This window comes from Paraburkholderia sp. GAS38 (assembly GCF_050434965.1).
Classification (GTDB): domain Bacteria; phylum Pseudomonadota; class Gammaproteobacteria; order Burkholderiales; family Burkholderiaceae; genus Paraburkholderia; species Paraburkholderia phenazinium_A.
This window is the reverse complement of sequence record NZ_JBNDJO010000001.1, coordinates 606,401-622,510: the sequence shown is the minus strand read 5'-3', so window position 1 is coordinate 622,510 and position 16,110 is coordinate 606,401. Positions and strand designations below refer to the sequence as shown.

12 protein-coding genes and 3 tRNA genes are annotated in these 16,110 nt (G+C 62.4%); 12 read left to right on the top strand and 3 right to left on the bottom strand.

The annotated features are described in order from the left end of the window. The first annotated feature begins 85 nt into the window (after positions 1-85). From P3T42_RS02645 to P3T42_RS02635, 3 genes are all read left to right on the top strand, one after another. A complete protein-coding gene (locus tag P3T42_RS02645) occupies positions 86-418 on the top strand; it encodes a hypothetical protein (protein ID WP_074298595.1) in 333 nt (110 codons plus the stop codon). Positions 419-689: 271 nt separating this feature from the next. Beyond that, a complete protein-coding gene (locus P3T42_RS02640; protein ID WP_429305254.1) occupies positions 690-2,189 on the top strand; it encodes a DUF1800 domain-containing protein in 1,500 nt (499 codons plus the stop codon). 77 nt (positions 2,190-2,266) lie between these two features. Continuing rightward, entirely contained in the window at positions 2,267-3,499 is a 1,233-nt protein-coding gene (locus P3T42_RS02635; protein ID WP_429305103.1) for a DUF1501 domain-containing protein, read from the top strand. Positions 3,500-3,560: 61 nt separating this feature from the next. Here P3T42_RS02635 and P3T42_RS02630 read toward each other — a convergent pair whose 3' ends face one another. Then, positions 3,561-4,397: a squalene/phytoene synthase family protein gene (locus P3T42_RS02630; protein ID WP_429305102.1), complete on the bottom strand. Its 837-nt coding sequence runs from the start codon at positions 4,395-4,397 to the stop codon at positions 3,561-3,563. Between the two features lie 233 nt (positions 4,398-4,630). Between P3T42_RS02630 and P3T42_RS02625 the strand changes: the two genes are divergently transcribed. Continuing rightward, a tRNA-Leu gene (locus tag P3T42_RS02625) sits at positions 4,631-4,717 on the top strand. Between the two features lie 107 nt (positions 4,718-4,824). Here the strand turns inward: P3T42_RS02625 and P3T42_RS02620 are convergent. After that, positions 4,825-5,277, bottom strand: coding sequence for a MarR family winged helix-turn-helix transcriptional regulator (locus P3T42_RS02620; protein WP_429305101.1), 453 nt, complete (start codon positions 5,275-5,277; stop codon positions 4,825-4,827). Between the two features lie 65 nt (positions 5,278-5,342). Next, positions 5,343-6,488 carry a glycerate kinase gene (locus P3T42_RS02615; RefSeq protein ID WP_074298720.1) on the bottom strand — a complete coding sequence of 382 codons (1,146 nt, stop codon included), beginning with the start codon at positions 6,486-6,488 and terminating at the stop codon, positions 5,343-5,345. A 442-nt stretch (positions 6,489-6,930) separates the two neighbouring features. On the opposite strand from P3T42_RS02615, the gene tig reads away from it, so the two are divergent. The 8 genes from tig to P3T42_RS02575 all read left to right on the top strand — a co-directional run bounded on the left by tig (position 6,931) and on the right by P3T42_RS02575 (position 16,108). After that, positions 6,931-8,277 carry a trigger factor gene (tig, locus tag P3T42_RS02610; protein WP_429305100.1) on the top strand — a complete coding sequence of 449 codons (1,347 nt, stop codon included), beginning with the start codon at positions 6,931-6,933 and terminating at the stop codon, positions 8,275-8,277. A 166-nt stretch (positions 8,278-8,443) separates the two neighbouring features. Beyond that, positions 8,444-9,097 carry an ATP-dependent Clp endopeptidase proteolytic subunit ClpP gene (gene clpP / locus P3T42_RS02605; RefSeq protein ID WP_074264769.1) on the top strand — a complete coding sequence of 218 codons (654 nt, stop codon included), beginning with the start codon at positions 8,444-8,446 and terminating at the stop codon, positions 9,095-9,097. 177 nt (positions 9,098-9,274) lie between these two features. Then, positions 9,275-10,546 carry an ATP-dependent Clp protease ATP-binding subunit ClpX gene (clpX, locus tag P3T42_RS02600; protein ID WP_074298724.1) on the top strand — a complete coding sequence of 424 codons (1,272 nt, stop codon included), beginning with the start codon at positions 9,275-9,277 and terminating at the stop codon, positions 10,544-10,546. A gap of 184 nt (positions 10,547-10,730) precedes the next feature. Next, a complete protein-coding gene (lon, locus tag P3T42_RS02595) occupies positions 10,731-13,151 on the top strand; it encodes an endopeptidase La (protein ID WP_074298726.1) in 2,421 nt (806 codons plus the stop codon). Positions 13,152-13,509: 358 nt separating this feature from the next. Then, complete coding sequence (locus P3T42_RS02590; RefSeq protein ID WP_007585907.1) at positions 13,510-13,782, top strand: HU family DNA-binding protein; 273 nt, start codon at positions 13,510-13,512, stop codon at positions 13,780-13,782. Positions 13,783-13,902: 120 nt separating this feature from the next. Continuing rightward, a tRNA-Val gene (locus P3T42_RS02585) sits at positions 13,903-13,978 on the top strand. A 35-nt stretch (positions 13,979-14,013) separates the two neighbouring features. After that, a tRNA-Asp gene (locus P3T42_RS02580) sits at positions 14,014-14,090 on the top strand. Positions 14,091-14,176: 86 nt separating this feature from the next. Then, entirely contained in the window at positions 14,177-16,108 is a 1,932-nt protein-coding gene (locus P3T42_RS02575) for a SurA N-terminal domain-containing protein (protein ID WP_429305099.1), read from the top strand. Positions 16,109-16,110: the final 2 nt, after the last annotated feature.

Genomic DNA, 16,110 nt, shown 5'->3' with positions numbered 1-16,110 from the left:
CGACTAAAATTCTCGCTCCCGGCTTCTTTCCGGGGTTTGTACACGCATTTAGGGTAGCCGGTTGCCGCACCACGAAGGGAACAAGATGAAGGGAGGGGTTTGGCCGAATCTGCGCCTAAGCGTGATTGCGCTGGCAGTGGCCGGCACCCTCGCGGGCACGTTAGGCCCTACGCTCGCCCATGCCCAGTCTTCCGACGAACGGGCATCGAGCGCACACGCGCCTCATTTCCGGGGCTCCAAACTCTCTCGCCAGTCGCGCACTCCCACCGTCGATCACCCTGCTTCAGACGCCATGATGCGTACTGCAGTTCCCCCCGATCTCGATCAACGTCGCCGCGACGGTCACATGACGCCGGAAGAACGGCGTCTGCTGCGCCAGCATATCGAAGACGCCGTGCGCGAGTTGTACAAGCGCTAGGTCGCCCATCCAACGCCTGGCGTCTGTCTGCAGGTGTCGCGATGGAGGTGAAAAATTTCGTTGCACTTCCCCCGTCAACTTTCTCACCTGATTTGCCGTTGAGTCGGCAGAGGGGACAAGCGTATGGACGGCTGATGCTTTCGCGCCGCCGCCATCGCCACCCGACCAGGGACGACAGACAATGAAAACGCTGTTCAGGTTGACGCGCGGCATGTCGGCGCCGTTGCTTGCTGTTGCAGCCTTTGCCACGCTTGTGGGCACGCCGCCGGCCGTGGCCCAGGACGGCACGCCCCATAGCCCGCACGCGAAACACCATGCACCCGTGGCAACCGCGGACGACTCGGCCGAGGCCTTGCTCGACGGCGACGACGCGCGCTTCTTCCTGACCCGGGTGGGCTTCGCGCCGGATAACGCCGAGGTCGCGCAATATGTCGGGCTCACGCGCGAGCAGGCGGTCGACCGGGTGCTGGACGCCGCGCACACCGAAGCCTCGACACCGATGCCCGCCTGGGTGCTGGAGCCGATCCCGACGCGCGACGCGCGCAAGGTCTGGACCCAGGACCAGCGCCAGGCCGAGCAGCGCGAGCGCGGCCAGCGTTACGAAGAGTTACGCGCATGGTGGGTACGCGAGATGTTGACCACGCCGTCGCCGCTCACCGAGCGCATGACGCTCTTCTGGAGCAACCACTTTACGTCCGGGCAGGACAAGGTCGGCTATCCGCAGTTGATGGCGCAACAGAACATGTTGTTCCGCCGCGATGCGCTGGGCAATTTCGGCGAACTGCTGCACGACGTCGCGAAAGACCCGGCCATGCTGCAGTATCTCGATGGCGCCGGCAGCCGCAAGGGCAAGCCTAACGAGAACTTCGCCCGCGAAGTGATGGAGCTGTTCACGCTAGGCGAAGGGCACTACTCGCAGCAGGACGTCTCGGAGGCCGCGCGGGCCTATACCGGATGGACCCTCGACCCGGATACCCAGGGCTACGTGTGGCGCGCCAACCTGCATGACGACGGCATCAAGACGGTGTTCGGGCAGAGCGGACCGTTCGACGGCGATCAGGTCCTCGACATGCTGCTGGCCCGCCCGGAGACGGCCACCTTCGTTACGACCAAGCTGTGGCGCGAGTTCGTTTCCGATACGCCGGACCCGGCGCAGATCGCGCCGATCGCCGCGCGTTTTCGCGCGAGTCGCTATGACGTCAAAGTCGCGTTGCGCGGACTGTTCCTGAGCGACGCGTTCTGGGACGAGCGCAACCGCGGCATGCTGGTGAAGTCGCCGGCCGAGTTCGTGGTGGGCGCGTTGCGCGAGTTCGATATCGGCTACGACAACACGGCGCCGTTCGCCGGCGAGATTCGCACCCTGGGCGAGAACCTGTTCTATCCGCCCAACGTCAAGGGTTGGCCAGGCGGCACGACGTGGATCAACAGCTCGACGCTGCTCGCGCGCAAGCAGTTCGTCGAGCAGCTGTTTCGCGCCACCGAGACCGCCGCTCCGCATCACGCGCAAACCGGCATGAGCCAGGATCCGAAGGGGGCGGCGATGGTGCAGCGTGCCATGGCGAAAGTGGGTCAGGGCGGAGTACGCTTCGATATCGACACATGGCTCGCCCAGTTCAACACCGCGCCGACCGCCAAAGCGGGGCTGTCGGCGGAACTGCAGTTGCAGCACGCGGTGCTGCCGCTTGCGCCGGTCGACGCGATCGAAACCGATTCGACCGCCAGCGCCTACCTGGAAGCGCTGCTGATGGACCCGGCTTACCAGCTCAAATAAGTCGCCATGCGTGGTGAACTGAATCGGCGCGAGCCGGGCGGCGTCCCTGGCGCCGCCATAACCGAACGAGGTGCAGCATGAAGCGGCGCGACTTTCTTTCGATGACCACCGCGGCAAGCGCCGCCCTCTGGCTGCCGCGGGCGTTCGGCGCGCAGGCACAGGTTCCGGGGCAGGCCGACGGCACGGCGCTCGCGCGAGGCGGCTATGGCAATCTGCTGATTCTCGTGGAGTTGAAGGGCGGCAACGACGGCCTCAATACGGTGATTCCGTACGCCGATCCTACTTACTATCAGTTGCGCAGGAATATCGGCATCAAGCGCGAACAGATGATCCAGCTCGACGAGCGCACCGCCTTGCATCCGGCGTTGCAGCCGTTGCTGCCGCTGTGGCAAAGCCAGCAACTGGCGATCGTCCAGGGCGTCAGCTATACGCAGCCGAACCTGTCGCACTTCCGTTCGATCGAGATCTGGGACACCGCCTCGCGCTCGGATCAATATCTGCGCGAAGGGTGGCTGACGCGCGCGTTCGCCCAGCACGCGGTGCCGCCGAGCTTTGTCGCGGATGGCGTGGTGATCGGCAGTGCGGAGATGGGGCCGCTTGCCAACGGCGCGCGGGCGATCGCGCTGGTGAATCCGGCGCAGTTCATCAAAGCCTCGCGGCTGGCGACGCCGGTGTCGTTGCACGAACGCAATCCCGAGCTGGCGCATATTCTCGACGTCGAGAACGACATCGTGAAGGCCGCCGACCGTCTGCGTCCGCGCGAAGGACAATTCCCGCTGAAGGCCAACTTCCCGGCGGGCGCGTTCGGAACCTCGATCAAGACTGCGATGCAGGTGCTCGCCGCCGGCGACACGCTGCAAGGTCGGCCGCTGAACGGGCAGGGCGTGGCCGTGATCCGGCTGACGCTGAACGGCTTCGATACCCACCAGAATCAGCCCGGCCAGCAGGCCGCGCTGCTCAAGCAGCTTGCGGAGGGATTCGCGTCGATGAAGTCGGCGCTGGTCGAGCTGGGGCGCTGGGACAATACGCTGGTGATGACGTATGCGGAGTTCGGCCGCCGGCCGCGCGAGAACCAGAGCAACGGCACCGATCACGGTACCGTCGCGCCGCATTTCGTCATGGGTGGACGGGTGCGCGGAGGTCTGTACGGCGCGCCCCCCGTTTTGACGCAACTGGACGGAAGCGGCAACTTGCCTGTGGGTGTCGATTTCCGCCAGCTCTATGCGACCATCCTCGGACCGTGGTGGGGACTCGACGCTACGGCTGTCCTGCAACAGCGCTTCGAGCCGGTGCCGCTGCTGCGTGCGTGAGCGGTGCGTCGCGGGCTGGTTGGATGTTGCGCACGCAACCGGCCTGGTTAAGTGGAGCGGCCTAACGCTGACGCGCGGCGCGCCACGCGATCCATAGCTTGCGGATAGGCGTCAGCGCAATACGCTGATGCAGCACGTGATAGCCGTCTCGTTCAATCTCGTCGAGCTGCGCCAGCGCAAGCGCGCCTTGCGCGCGCAAGGTGCGCTGCGTGCGCCGCTCGCCGGCCGGCAACGCGGCGAGCGCGGCTTGAATCGCATCGCGTGCGCGGCTGGTCTGAAAGCGCATCAGTTCGGTGAAGGCTTCGCTGTATTTGCGGTTGATCAGGTCGGCCGCCGTGACGTTGAAGCGCTGCATCTCGTCGATCGGAATATAGATGCGCCCGTGGCGCGCGTCGTTGCCGAGTTCGGCGACGAGCTGGGCCAGCATCAACGCGTGGCCGAGCGGCGCGGCCCAGGCTTCGGCCTCGGCGGGATGCCGTGCGCTCGCGCGTGCGACCAGCGCGGCAAACGTGCCGCCGACGCTTTGCAGATAGCGGCGCAGGTTCGGGTAGTCGAGATAGCGGGCCTGGTCGAGGTCCATTTCGAAGCCCGCCAGCAGCGTTTGCAAGGCCGGATACGCCGCTTCCACGCCGCCGCCCAGATGCGCCGCGAGCGCCTTCGACACCGGATGCGAAGGGGTACCCGCGGCCAGCGCGGCGATTTCGTTCTGCCACCAGGCGAGCTTGGTGCGGCCAATGGCCGGATCGCTGGTTTCCTTCACCGTCTCCTCGAATTCGCGGCGCAGCGCGAACAGGGCGGTCAGGAGCGGCTGGCGTCCCGCGGGCGCCTGACGGAGCGCGTAGTAGCTGCTCGAACCGGGGGGCGCCGCCTTCTGCTGGCAATATTCGTCGAAATTCACTTGAATGGAGTGGTGGGGAGGCTGAAGCAGGGGCGGCACGGCGCGCGTGCCGTGCGTACGTTAGCCAAAAATTGTAGCATCGACCCACGTCCGGCAAATGCAGACAAGCGCAAATCTATCGGTTAGAATCTCGCGCTTACGCTTTCGGACACGTGCCGGACCGGCTTGACCGGCGGGGCGCAGACGGGGGCTAGCCAGACATCGGACGCGGCGTGCCAACGCTTCGACCGGCTGCGAGGATGGCGAAATTGGTAGACGCACCAGGTTTAGGTCCTGACGCCAGCAATGGTGTAGGGGTTCGAGTCCCCTTCCTCGCACCATGTATTTGTGAGAACCCCGCCAGTCGATGACTGGCGGGGTTTTTTGCTTGATGGGACTGGCTCGCGGGGTTGGTCTTCCGGGGTCGGCCTTCCGGGGTTGGCCCTCGTTACTCGCTGCGGGTCTGCACGCTCTCGATGATCTTGTCGAGCGCCGCGCCGAACGCCGCTTTCTCGTCCTCATCAAGGCAATCGAACAGATCGGCGTTCCACCTGCGGGCGACGGGCATGACCTTGCGATATAACTCGCGTCCTGCGGGCGTCAGGGAAATCAGTACGACGCGCCCGTCTTCTTCGCTGGCCTCGCGCTGCACGAGCCCCTGCTTGATGAGCGCTTCGGCAGCGCGGCTGGCCTGGCTTTTGTCGAGGTTGGCGTGCCGCGCCAGATCCATGATCGAAAAAGGCCCGAACGATCCCACCGACGCAATCACGCGCGCCTCCGGCACGCTCACGCCGAGCTTTTCCTGGTAGCGCTCGCCGATGCCGCGCTCGGCAAGCTTGTTCAGGACGTGCAGGCGATACGTCAGAAACTGTTCGAGCCCGGCTTTGGCGGAGGCCTTCATGGTCGTCCCGAGTTTGAGTGGAGGCGGAAGTGGCGCTGTGATTGTTGCCGCAACCGCCGCACGGGTCAACGCGTGCCGTACTTCAGGCGCGTCAGTTGCTCGGCTTCGTTAGTGAGCAGCCGCGCCGCGTCACGGATCGCGACTTCGAGCGTGATGGGGCCGGGCGCCGGCGAGAAGCAGCCGCTGAAGTGCTCGGACAGGCGCGGCAGCGCGGCGGCGTCGACGCCGCCGGACAATAGCGTGGCCGGCACGCCCGCGGCGCGCGCGTGGCTACAGGCGATGAACGGCGCCTTGCCGTGCAGCGTCTGCACGTCGGAGCGGCCTTCGCCCGTGATCAGCCAGTCTGCTCCGGCGAGCGCGGCGTCGAGACCGATCAGCCGTGCGACCGTCTCCGCGCCCGGTTCGAACTGCGCGCCGAGCATATGCAGCGCGAAACCGAGGCCGCCGGCCGCGCCGGCGCCGGGCAGGTTGCGCGCCGTGCGCTGCAGCGCCGGTTCGATCAGGTCGGCGAAGCGGCCGAGGGCTGCGTCGACGCTTGCAATCTGCTCGGGCTGCACGCCTTTTTGTGGCCCGAAGACCGCGGTGGCGCCATGTTCGCCGGTGAGCGGATTGTCCACGTCGGACATGCCGACGAACGATGCATCGGCAAGCCGCGCGTCGAGTTGCGAGACGTCCACGCGAGCGAGGCGGGCCAGTTGTTCCGGCGTCGGCTCGAGTTCCCGGTCTTCGGCATCGAACAGTTTCACGCCGAGACCGGCCAGCAGGCCCGCGCCGCCGTCATTGGTGCTGCTGCCGCCGAGCGCGACGAAAAAGCGCCGCACGCCGGCATCGAGCAGGGCGCGAATCGCCTCGCCCATGCCACGCGAGCTGCGTGCTTCAACCGGGACGCCCATGCCGACCGGGTCGGTAATGCCCACGATCTCGGCCGTCTCGACAATCGCGCTGCCGTCGGCGAGCAGGCCTGTGGCCGCTTCGCGCACCGGCCCCGCGGCGCCGCGCACGGTCAGCACGCGGCGCTCGCCGCCACCGGTGAGCATGGCGTCGAGCGTGCCTTCGCCGCCGTCGGCCATCGGGCAGATGCGTACCGTGGCATCCGGCCGCGCGCGCGTCACGCCGGTTGCAATGGCAAGCGCCACCTGTTCGGCGCTAAGCGAGCCTTTAAAAGAGTCGGGAGCAATGACGACGATGGGCGCGGACGACGGGTTCGGCATGGTGTCTCTGGATGGTTGGAATCGAGGCGATGGCGGTGCAGGCGGGCATGGGCCCGAACGCGTTCGCTAGCTTATCAGCATGCCGCGCGCGGCTGAATATGTCGAACGGCATAGCCGGCATCGAACGCGGCGACCCGGGCAAACCGCGGCGGCGATGGCTGCAGGCCGCCCAAACGATCCCAGGACGGCCGCAAAGTTGACTCAAAGCACCACCAAAACGGCCCGAAAGCGGACAAAAACGGTCGCGAACCATCGAATCCCGGCTAAGCGCGCGAATAGTTTGCTAAAATATTCGGCTCTTTAGACCCAAACCGTGCTGCCGGTGGCCTGCAAGCCCGCGGCGCAGGCGCTGAATGGATGTGACGCTCGAAGCGAAGCGACATCGAAAAGCAGCACGAGAAGATAACTGATTCGCTCGAATAATTTTAGGACGATTGAAGCCATGGCTAACGTTGTTGAAAACCTCGGCAAGCTCGAACGCCGCGTAACGATTTCCCTGCCGAAGGACGCCGTGCAGAAGGAAGTGGACTCGCGTATCCGCCAACTCGCGAAGAACGTGCGCATGCCGGGTTTCCGCCCGGGCAAGGTGCCGCTCAAGATGGTCACGCAACAGTATTCGGGCCAGGTGGAAGCCGAAGTGCTGAGCGACAAGGTCGGCAAGGAATTCTTCGACATCAGCCGCGCTGAAAACCTGCGCGTAGCCGGCCAGCCGAGCTTCGCACCGAAGTCCGACGCGGCAGAAAACGACTACGCTTTCGACGCGACCTTCGAGGTCTACCCGGAAGTCAAGCTGGGCGACGTCGCCACGGCTGAGATCGAGCGCACCACGACCACCATCAGCGAAGCGGAAATCGACCGCACGCTGGACATCCTGCGCAAGCAGCGCGTGCATTTCCACGCACGTGGCGAAACGGGCGAGCACGGCGACGGCGGTGCGGACACCGCAGCGAAAGACGGCGACCGCGTCACGGTCGACTTCGTCGGCAAGATCGACGGTGAAGTGTTCCAGGGCGGCAGCGCCGATGATTTCGCGTTCGTGCTCGGCGAAGGCCGCATGCTGCCGGAATTCGAAACAGCAGCGCTCGGCCTGAAGGTCGGCGAAGCGAAGGAATTCGATCTGGCATTCCCGGCTGACTATCACGGCAAGGACGTGGCCGGCAAGACGGCTCAGTTCACGATCACGATGAAGAAGATCGAATGGCCGCACCAGCCGGAAATCGACGCTGAGTTCGCCAAGTCGCTCGGCATCGAAGACGGCGATCTGGTCAAGATGCGCGCGGAGATCAAGGACAACCTCGAACGCGAAGCGAAGCGCCGCACGCAATCCATCGTCAAGAACCAGGTGATGGACGCGCTGCTGAAGATTTCCGAACTGGACGTGCCGAACGCCCTGGTCGAACAGGACCAGCAGCGCCTCGTCGAAATGGCGCGTCAGGACCTGACGCAACGTGGCGTGCCGAACGCCGCCGACGCGCCGATCCCGGTAGAAATGTTCAAGGAACAGGCGGAGCGTCGCGTCAAGCTGGGCCTCGTGCTGGCCGAGCTGGTCAAGGCCAACAACCTGCAGGCGAAGCCGGAGCAGATTCGTGCCGAAGTCGACGAATTCGCGAAAAGCTACGAAGACCCGAAGGAGGTCGTCCGCTGGTATTATTCCAACCAGCAGCGCCTTGCAGAAATGGAAGCGTACGTCGTGGAAGCCAACGTCGTCGATTTCGTCCTCGGCAAGGCCAAGGTGACGGACAAGGAAGTGAGCTTCGAAGAACTGGCAAGCGCAACGGCGCAAGCGTAAGCGTCGCTGCAACGGCGTGCCGGCTGTCGGAGCGACGGCCCGCACGCCGTTTTTTTCTGGAACGTCGTGTTGATCGCGTTGCGCTGGGTTTTGCGCACTTGAATACGGCGCTGTCGTACACACCTGTCCGGCATCGAATAACTATTCCCAGACAAGGATCCATTGCATGACTTTTCGCGCCCAAATGCTGGACACGTTGACCTCCCAGTCGTCGCGGGATCTCGAAGCGCAGGCGCTCGGACTCGTGCCGATCGTCGTGGAAACGAGCGGCCGTGGCGAGCGCTCGTATGACATCTACTCGCGTCTGCTGAAGGAGCGTGTGGTGTTTCTGGTTGGTGAAGTGAACGACCAGACGGCCAACCTCGTCGTGGCGCAGTTGTTGTTCCTGGAAAGCGAAAATCCGGACAAGGACATCAGCTTCTACATCAACAGCCCGGGCGGTTCGGTTTCGGCCGGGATGGCGATCTACGATACGATGCAGTTCATCAAGCCGGACGTGTCGACACTGTGCATGGGCCTCGCGGCCAGCATGGGTGCGTTCCTGCTGGCGGCCGGTGCGAAAGGCAAGCGTTTCACGCTGCCGAATGCACGCGTGATGATTCACCAGCCGCTGGGTGGCGCACGCGGTCAGGCGTCGGACATTGAGATCCAGGCACGTGAAATCCTGTACTTGAAGGAGCGGCTGAACCAACTGCTCTCCCATCACACGGGCCAGCCGGTCGAACGCATTGCACGCGACACCGACCGCGACAATTTCATGTCCGGCGATGACGCTCAGGCGTACGGTCTGGTCGACCAGGTGCTGCACAAGCGTCCATGATCCGGCGCGTTTTCGCCCTTTTTGAGGGCGAGAACGACCGCGTTTTTGGTGTGAAATAATTAGATTCGTCCAAACGCCTGCGGCAAGCGCCGTCACTGCTTTTGCTCATTCGCCCCAACTGCGAGGCAGGGGCAAACGGCGTATCATGTAATCGAGTGTCCGGAGGCTCACACATCTATGGCGGACAAAAAAGGTTCTAACAGCGAAAAGCTGTTGTATTGCTCGTTCTGCGGCAAGAGCCAGCATGAAGTCAAAAAGCTGATTGCGGGCCCGTCGGTCTTCATCTGCGATGAATGTATCGACCTGTGCAACGAAATCATTCGCGATGAGGCTGCAGGTGCGGGCATTGAAGCGGGCTTGTCCAAGTCCGATCTGCCGAGTCCGCAGGAAATCCGCGAAATTCTCGACCAGTACGTCATCGGGCAGGAACGCGCGAAGAAGATTCTTGCAGTGGCTGTTTACAACCACTACAAGCGTCTCAAGCACCTCGACAAGAAGGATGAAATCGAACTGTCGAAGAGCAACATCCTGCTGATCGGCCCGACCGGTTCCGGCAAGACCTTGCTCGCACAGACGCTCGCCCGCCTGCTGAACGTCCCGTTCGTCATTGCCGATGCAACGACGCTGACGGAAGCCGGCTATGTCGGCGAAGACGTCGAGAACATCATTCAGAAGCTCCTGCAGAACTGCAACTACGAAGTCGACAAGGCCCAGCGCGGCATTGTCTACATCGACGAAATCGACAAGATCAGCCGCAAGTCGGATAACCCGTCCATCACGCGCGACGTGTCGGGCGAGGGTGTTCAGCAGGCCTTGCTGAAACTGGTTGAAGGCACGATGGCGTCGGTGCCGCCGCAAGGTGGCCGTAAGCATCCGAACCAGGACTTCATCCAGGTCGACACCACCAATATTCTGTTCATTTGCGGTGGCGCGTTCGACGGCCTCGAAAAGGTCATCGTCGACCGTACGGAAAAGACCGGCATTGGCTTTGGCGCCAGCGTCAAGAGCAAGCAGGACCGCGATGCGGGCGAAGTGCTGCGCGAAGTGGAGCCGGAAGATCTGATCAAGTTCGGTTTGATCCCTGAACTGATCGGCCGTCTGCCGGTGGTCGCCACGCTCGGCAAGCTCGACGAAGCCGCACTGATGAAGATTCTCGTCGAACCCAAGAACGCGCTCGTGAAGCAGTATCACAAGCTGTTCAATATGGAACGCGTCGAGCTCGAGATTCGTCCGGGTGCGTTGCAGGCGGTGGCCCGTAAGGCGATTCGTCGCAAGACGGGCGCGCGCGGTCTGCGTTCGATCCTGGAACAGGCATTGCTGGACGTGATGTACGAATTGCCGGCCATGAAAGGCGTTAGCAAGGTCATCATTGACGACAACGTCATTGATGGCGACGGCAAACCGCTGCTGATCTACGAAGACGCGCCGAAGGTCGCGGGTTCGAATTGATCGGCTTGACGAGTTCTGCAAAAAAAGCCGTTCATGGCAACGTGAACGGCTTTTTTGTTTATCTTGGGTTAGGATGGTTGTGTTTCCTTTGGAGTCACTGAACTTTTCCCACACGCGGAGGCTTGTAATCGTTTTTGCAGGCCTCACCTATCGAACGAACTGATACCACTCATGGGGAAATGAAATGTCAGGAACCCAACTCCTTCCGCCGGAACGCACTACGCTCCCGCTGCTCCCGCTGCGTGATGTAGTCGTTTTCCCGCACATGGTGATTCCGCTCTTCGTAGGCCGCCCGAAGTCGATCAAGGCTCTCGAAGCAGCGATGGAAGGCGGCAAGCACATCATGCTCGTCGCCCAGAAGACGGCTGCGAAAGATGAGCCGACCGAAAAGGACATGTACGAAGTAGGATGTATTGCCAACATCCTGCAAATGCTGAAGCTGCCGGACGGCACCGTGAAGGTGCTCGTCGAAGGCTTGCAGCGCGCGAAGACGCTCTCGATCGAAGAGCAGGAAACGCAGTTTTCGTGCGAAGTCATGCCGCTCGAACCCGACCACGCCGACAGCGCTGAAACCGAAGCGCTGCGCCGCGCGATCGTGTCGCAGTTCGACCAGTACGTGAAGCTGAACAAGAAGATCCCGCCGGAGATTCTGACTTCGCTTTCGGGCATCGACGAAGCCGGCCGTCTGGCCGACACAATCGCCGCGCATCTGCCGCTCAAGCTCGATCAGAAGCAACACATCCTCGAGATGTTCCCGGTCATCGAGCGCCTCGAGCATCTGCTCGCGCAACTCGAAGCCGAGATCGACATCCTGCAGGTGGAAAAGCGCATCCGCGGGCGCGTGAAGCGCCAGATGGAGAAGAGCCAGCGCGAGTACTACCTGAACGAACAGGTCAAGGCCATCCAGAAGGAATTGGGCGAAGGCGAAGAGGGTGCGGATCTCGAGGAACTCGAGAAGCGCATCACCGCCGCGCGCATGCCGAAGGAAGCCAAGAAAAAGGCGGACGCCGAGCTGAAGAAGCTCAAGCTGATGTCGCCGATGTCGGCGGAAGCCACCGTCGTGCGCAACTACATCGACACGCTGATCGGCTTGCCGTGGCGCAAGAAGAGCAAGGTCAACAACGACCTCTCGAATGCGGAACGCGTGCTCGACGAAGACCACTTCGGTCTCGAGAAAGTCAAAGAACGCATTCTCGAATATCTTGCTGTCCAACAACGCGTGGATAAGGTGAAAGCGCCGATCCTCTGCCTCGTTGGGCCTCCGGGTGTCGGCAAGACGTCGCTGGGTCAATCGATTGCACGCGCAACGAATCGCAAGTTCGTGCGTATGGCGCTCGGTGGCGTGCGCGACGAGGCCGAGATTCGCGGCCACCGCCGGACCTACATCGGTTCGATGCCCGGCAAGATCCTGCAAAGCCTGACCAAGGTCGGCGTGCGCAATCCGCTCTTCCTGCTCGACGAAGTCGACAAGATGGGCCAGGATTTCCGCGGCGACCCGTCCTCGGCATTGCTGGAAGTGCTTGATCCGGAGCAGAACCATACGTTCGCTGACCACTACGTCGAAGTCGACTTCGATCTGTCGGACGTGATGTTTGTGGCGACGTCGAACTCGCTGAACATTCCGCCGCCGCTGCTCGACCGGATGGAAGTGATCCGTCTGTCGGGTTACACGGAAGACGAGAAGGTCAGCATCGCGCAACGCTATCTGTTGCCGAAGCAGAAGAAGAACAACGGCCTGAAGGAAGGCGAGGTCGACGTCACGGAAACTGCGATCCGCGACATCATTCGTTACTACACGCGTGAAGCGGGCGTGCGTTCGCTCGAGCGTGAAATCTCGAAGATCTGCCGCAAGGTCGTGAAGATGCTTCTGCTGAAGAAGGCGGAAGGCGCGGTGAAGGTCGACGGTACCAATCTCGACACCTTCCTCGGCGTGCGCAAGTACGACTTCGGTCTGGCAGCGAAGGAAAACCAGGTCGGCCAGGTCACGGGTCTCGCGTGGACGGAAGTGGGCGGCGATCTGCTGACCATCGAAGCCGCGGTGATGCCGGGTAAGGGCAATGTGACTCGCACAGGTTCGCTCGGCGACGTGATGAAGGAATCCGTCGAAGCGGCACGCACGGTGGTCCGTTCGCGCTCGCGCCGCCTGGGTGTCAAGGACGAAGCGTTCGAGAAGCAGGACATTCACATTCACGTGCCGGAAGGCGCGACGCCGAAGGACGGTCCGTCCGCCGGTATCGCGATGACGACCGCGCTGGTGTCGGTGCTGACCGGTATTCCGGTGCGCGCCAATGTCGCGATGACGGGCGAAATCACGCTGCGTGGTGAAGTGTTGCCGATCGGCGGCCTGAAGGAAAAGCTGCTCGCAGCGCATCGCGGCGGCATCAAGCTGGTGCTGATTCCGGAAGAAAACACCAAGGATCTGACGGAGATTCCGGACAACGTGAAGAATGCAATCGAGATCGTGCCGGTCCGTTGGATCGACAAGGTGCTCGAACTTGCACTCGAACGTGTGCCGCAACCGTTGCCGGACGAAGAGCCGAAGCCTGCTGCGCCGGTCGCGGCGGAGGCCGGCAAAGACGCCGCAACGGAAGTGGTGAAGCATTAAGCGAGTCCCTGCCGTACGCAGTCTTCGCATCAACAAAAAACCCGCGGCATAGCCCGCGGGTTTTTTGTTATCCGGGCTGAATGCGCCATATGCGGCGCCTCGCGTTTTGCCTTTGGTTTCCCATTCTCTGGGCCAAAAATCGCTGGACTCGATCGATGAGTTACCCCCGTATTCAGCGACTGCAAGATTTGGTGATCAAATGGTGCGCCGAAGTGCCTGCTAATCCGGCGCAACCCCGCTTGACACAAGGGTTTCGGCCAATTCTAATTGGCTGGCTCGGCGTCCTTGCCGTGCCGCGTTGGTACCTGGCGCTACGAAGCGCCATTACGATTGCCCAATAATATTCTCGGGGGTTGGAATGAATAAAACGGAATTGATCGATCACATCGCACAGCAAGCCGACATTTCGAAAGCGGCGGCAGGGCGTGCGCTTGATGCCGTGATCGGTGGCGTCAAAGGGACCTTGAAGAAGGGCGGTTCGGTGACGCTGGTCGGCTTCGGTACGTTCGCGGTCGGCAAGCGTACGGCGCGCACCGGTCGCAATCCGCGCACGGGTGCCGCGATCAAGATCAAGGCGGCCAAGGTGCCGAAATTTAGGCCTGGCAAAGCGCTAAAAGATGCGCTAAACTAATCGACTTGCTGCTTCAGGGTGGCGCGGTTTAAAGGCTGGAAAGCTTGGGGTTGAGAAACCCGAAAGTTGAACGGCCTGAAAGCGCGGCACCACATCAAGCAGCGGGCAGAATCGCGGAGCGGGTGCTTAGCTCAGTTGGTAGAGCGGCGCCCTTACAAGGCGTAGGTCGGGAGTTCGAGCCTCTCAGCACCCACCAGTTCCCGGTTCGGCAAGCAGCACACAGTTGTATAAGGAGTGGTAGTTCAGTCGGTTAGAATACCGGCCTGTCACGCCGGGGGTCGCGGGTTCGAGTCCCGTCCACTCCGCCAGTATCCTTGAAAGGCGAACTCCGGTTCGCCTTTTTTATTGCCCGCTGTTGTAAGATCGGGCGTTCCGTTTTTGGCATCCTTAACGCATGCTCGATTTCTTCCGCAATCACAAACGCCTGATGATGTTCATGCTCATCCTGGTCATCGTACCGGGGTTGGGTTTTGTGGGTATTCAAGGCTTCCGTGGCTTCTTTGACGAAAGTGCAAACGTCGCCAGCGTCAACGGTCACAAGATCACCCGGGCCGAGTACGACGACGCGATGCGTCAGCAGCTGGATCGAGCGCGCCAGATGCTCGGTGGACAGTTCGACGCGAAGATGTTCGATACGCCCGAGCGCCGCAAGGAAATGCTCGACAGTCTGATCGAGCAGCGCGTGCTGGCCGATGAAACGCAGCGTTTGCATCTGACCGCCTCGGACGACGCGGTGCGCCGCACGTTGCTGAGCGATCCGGTCATCTCGTCGCTCAAGAATCCTGACGGTTCCATCGATGTGAACCGCTACAAGGAACTGCTCGCCATGCAGGGCATGACGCCCGATCAATATGACGAGCGCGTGCGCTACACGCTGGCCACGCAGCAGTTGCCGGGCAGCATCGAGGGCAGCGCCTTTACGTCGAAGACGCTCGCGCAGAATCTGACCGTGCTTGCCGAGCAGCAGCGCGAAGTGCAGGGGCTGGCATTCAATCCTCACGACTACGTGGCGAAGGTGCAGCCGACTGACGCGCAATTGCAGGCCTACTACGACGCGCATCGCAACGATTTCGCTACGCCCGCTACGGCCACCATTCAGTATCTGGTGATGTCGCCGGCGGCGCTGGCCGCAGGTCTGCAACCCACGGATGCCGATCTGAAGAAGTTCTATGACGACAACATCGCCCACTATCAGACCGCTGCGCAAATGCGTGCGAGCCTGATCCTGGTCGCGGTTGCGCCGAACGCAAGCGCGGACGACAAGACCAAGGCGAAGCAGAAGGCGGACGCGCTGCTGGCGCAAGTCAAGGCGCACCCGGACGACTTCGCGAAGGTGGCTGAGCAGAGCTCCCAAGACCCGGCTTCGGCCTCGAAGGGCGGCGACCTCGGCTACTTCGGCCGCAACATGATGGCCGGTGGCCAGGCGTTCGACGACGCCGCGTTCAAGCTGAAGAAGGACGAGATCAGCGACGTCGTGCCGACAGACGTGGGCTATCTGATCCTGAAGGCGACGGACGTGAAGCCGTCGGTCACGCAGCCGTTCGACACGGTGAAGGACGCTATCGCGAAGGATCTGAAGACGCAACTGGCGGGCAAGGCATTCAGCGACGATTCGGATGGCTTTACGTCGGTGGTGTATGAGCAGGCCAAGAGCCTGCAACCGGCAGCCGACAAATACAAGCTGCAGATCCAGACCGCCACGGTGACGCCGCAACCGAACGCAGCGTTGCCGCCGGGCAGCCCGCTGAACAACGCCAAGTTCCTGAGCGCCGTGTTTGCGAATGACTCGGTTCAGGCGCATAACAACACGCAAGCCATCGATGTCGGCAACAACACGTTGATCGCAGCTCACGTCACCGACTACAAGCCGGCTGCCGTGCCTCCGCTCGACACGGTCAAGGACGCGGTGCGCCAGAAGGTTATCGCCGTTCAGGCGGACGAGTTGGCGCATAAGGACGGCATCGCGAAACTCGCCGAGTTGCAGAAGTCGAATGCAAGCACCGGCTTCTCGGCGCCGCTGAAGGTCTCGCGCAACGACGCACAAGGCTTGCCGCCTGCGGCACTGAGCGCAATCTACAAGGCCGATGCGCAAAAATTGCCGGCTTACGTGGGTGTGGATCTGGGCGATGCGGGCTATGCGGTATATCGCGTGAATGCCGTGGTGCCGGGTGCGCCGATCGACCCGCAGCGTCTGGTCGCCGCGCAACAGCAGATCGCTCAGGCCGAGGCGCAGTCCGAGGTTGAAGCCTATGTCCAGGCGTTGCGCGCTCGCTCGAAGGTCAAGTTCTATGGCTCGCTGGATAGCGCGCAAGCGGGCGGCGACTAAGC

Excerpts from the sequence above, each read along its gene's own strand:
- P3T42_RS02645 (WP_074298595.1), top strand. The coding sequence starts at position 86 with ATGAAGGGAGGGGTTTGGCCGAATCTGCGCCTAAGCGTGATTGCGCTG.
- P3T42_RS02635 (WP_429305103.1), top strand. The coding sequence starts at position 2,267 with ATGAAGCGGCGCGACTTTCTTTCGATGACCACCGCGGCAAGCGCCGCC.
- P3T42_RS02620 (WP_429305101.1), bottom strand. The coding sequence starts at position 5,277 with ATGAAGGCCTCCGCCAAAGCCGGGCTCGAACAGTTTCTGACGTATCGC.
- P3T42_RS02615 (WP_074298720.1), bottom strand. The coding sequence starts at position 6,488 with ATGCCGAACCCGTCGTCCGCGCCCATCGTCGTCATTGCTCCCGACTCT.
- tig (WP_429305100.1), top strand. The coding sequence starts at position 6,931 with ATGGCTAACGTTGTTGAAAACCTCGGCAAGCTCGAACGCCGCGTAACG.
- clpP (WP_074264769.1), top strand. The coding sequence starts at position 8,444 with ATGACTTTTCGCGCCCAAATGCTGGACACGTTGACCTCCCAGTCGTCG.
- clpX (WP_074298724.1), top strand. The coding sequence starts at position 9,275 with ATGGCGGACAAAAAAGGTTCTAACAGCGAAAAGCTGTTGTATTGCTCG.
- lon (WP_074298726.1), top strand. The coding sequence starts at position 10,731 with ATGTCAGGAACCCAACTCCTTCCGCCGGAACGCACTACGCTCCCGCTG.
- P3T42_RS02590 (WP_007585907.1), top strand. The coding sequence starts at position 13,510 with ATGAATAAAACGGAATTGATCGATCACATCGCACAGCAAGCCGACATT.
- P3T42_RS02575 (WP_429305099.1), top strand. The coding sequence starts at position 14,177 with ATGCTCGATTTCTTCCGCAATCACAAACGCCTGATGATGTTCATGCTC.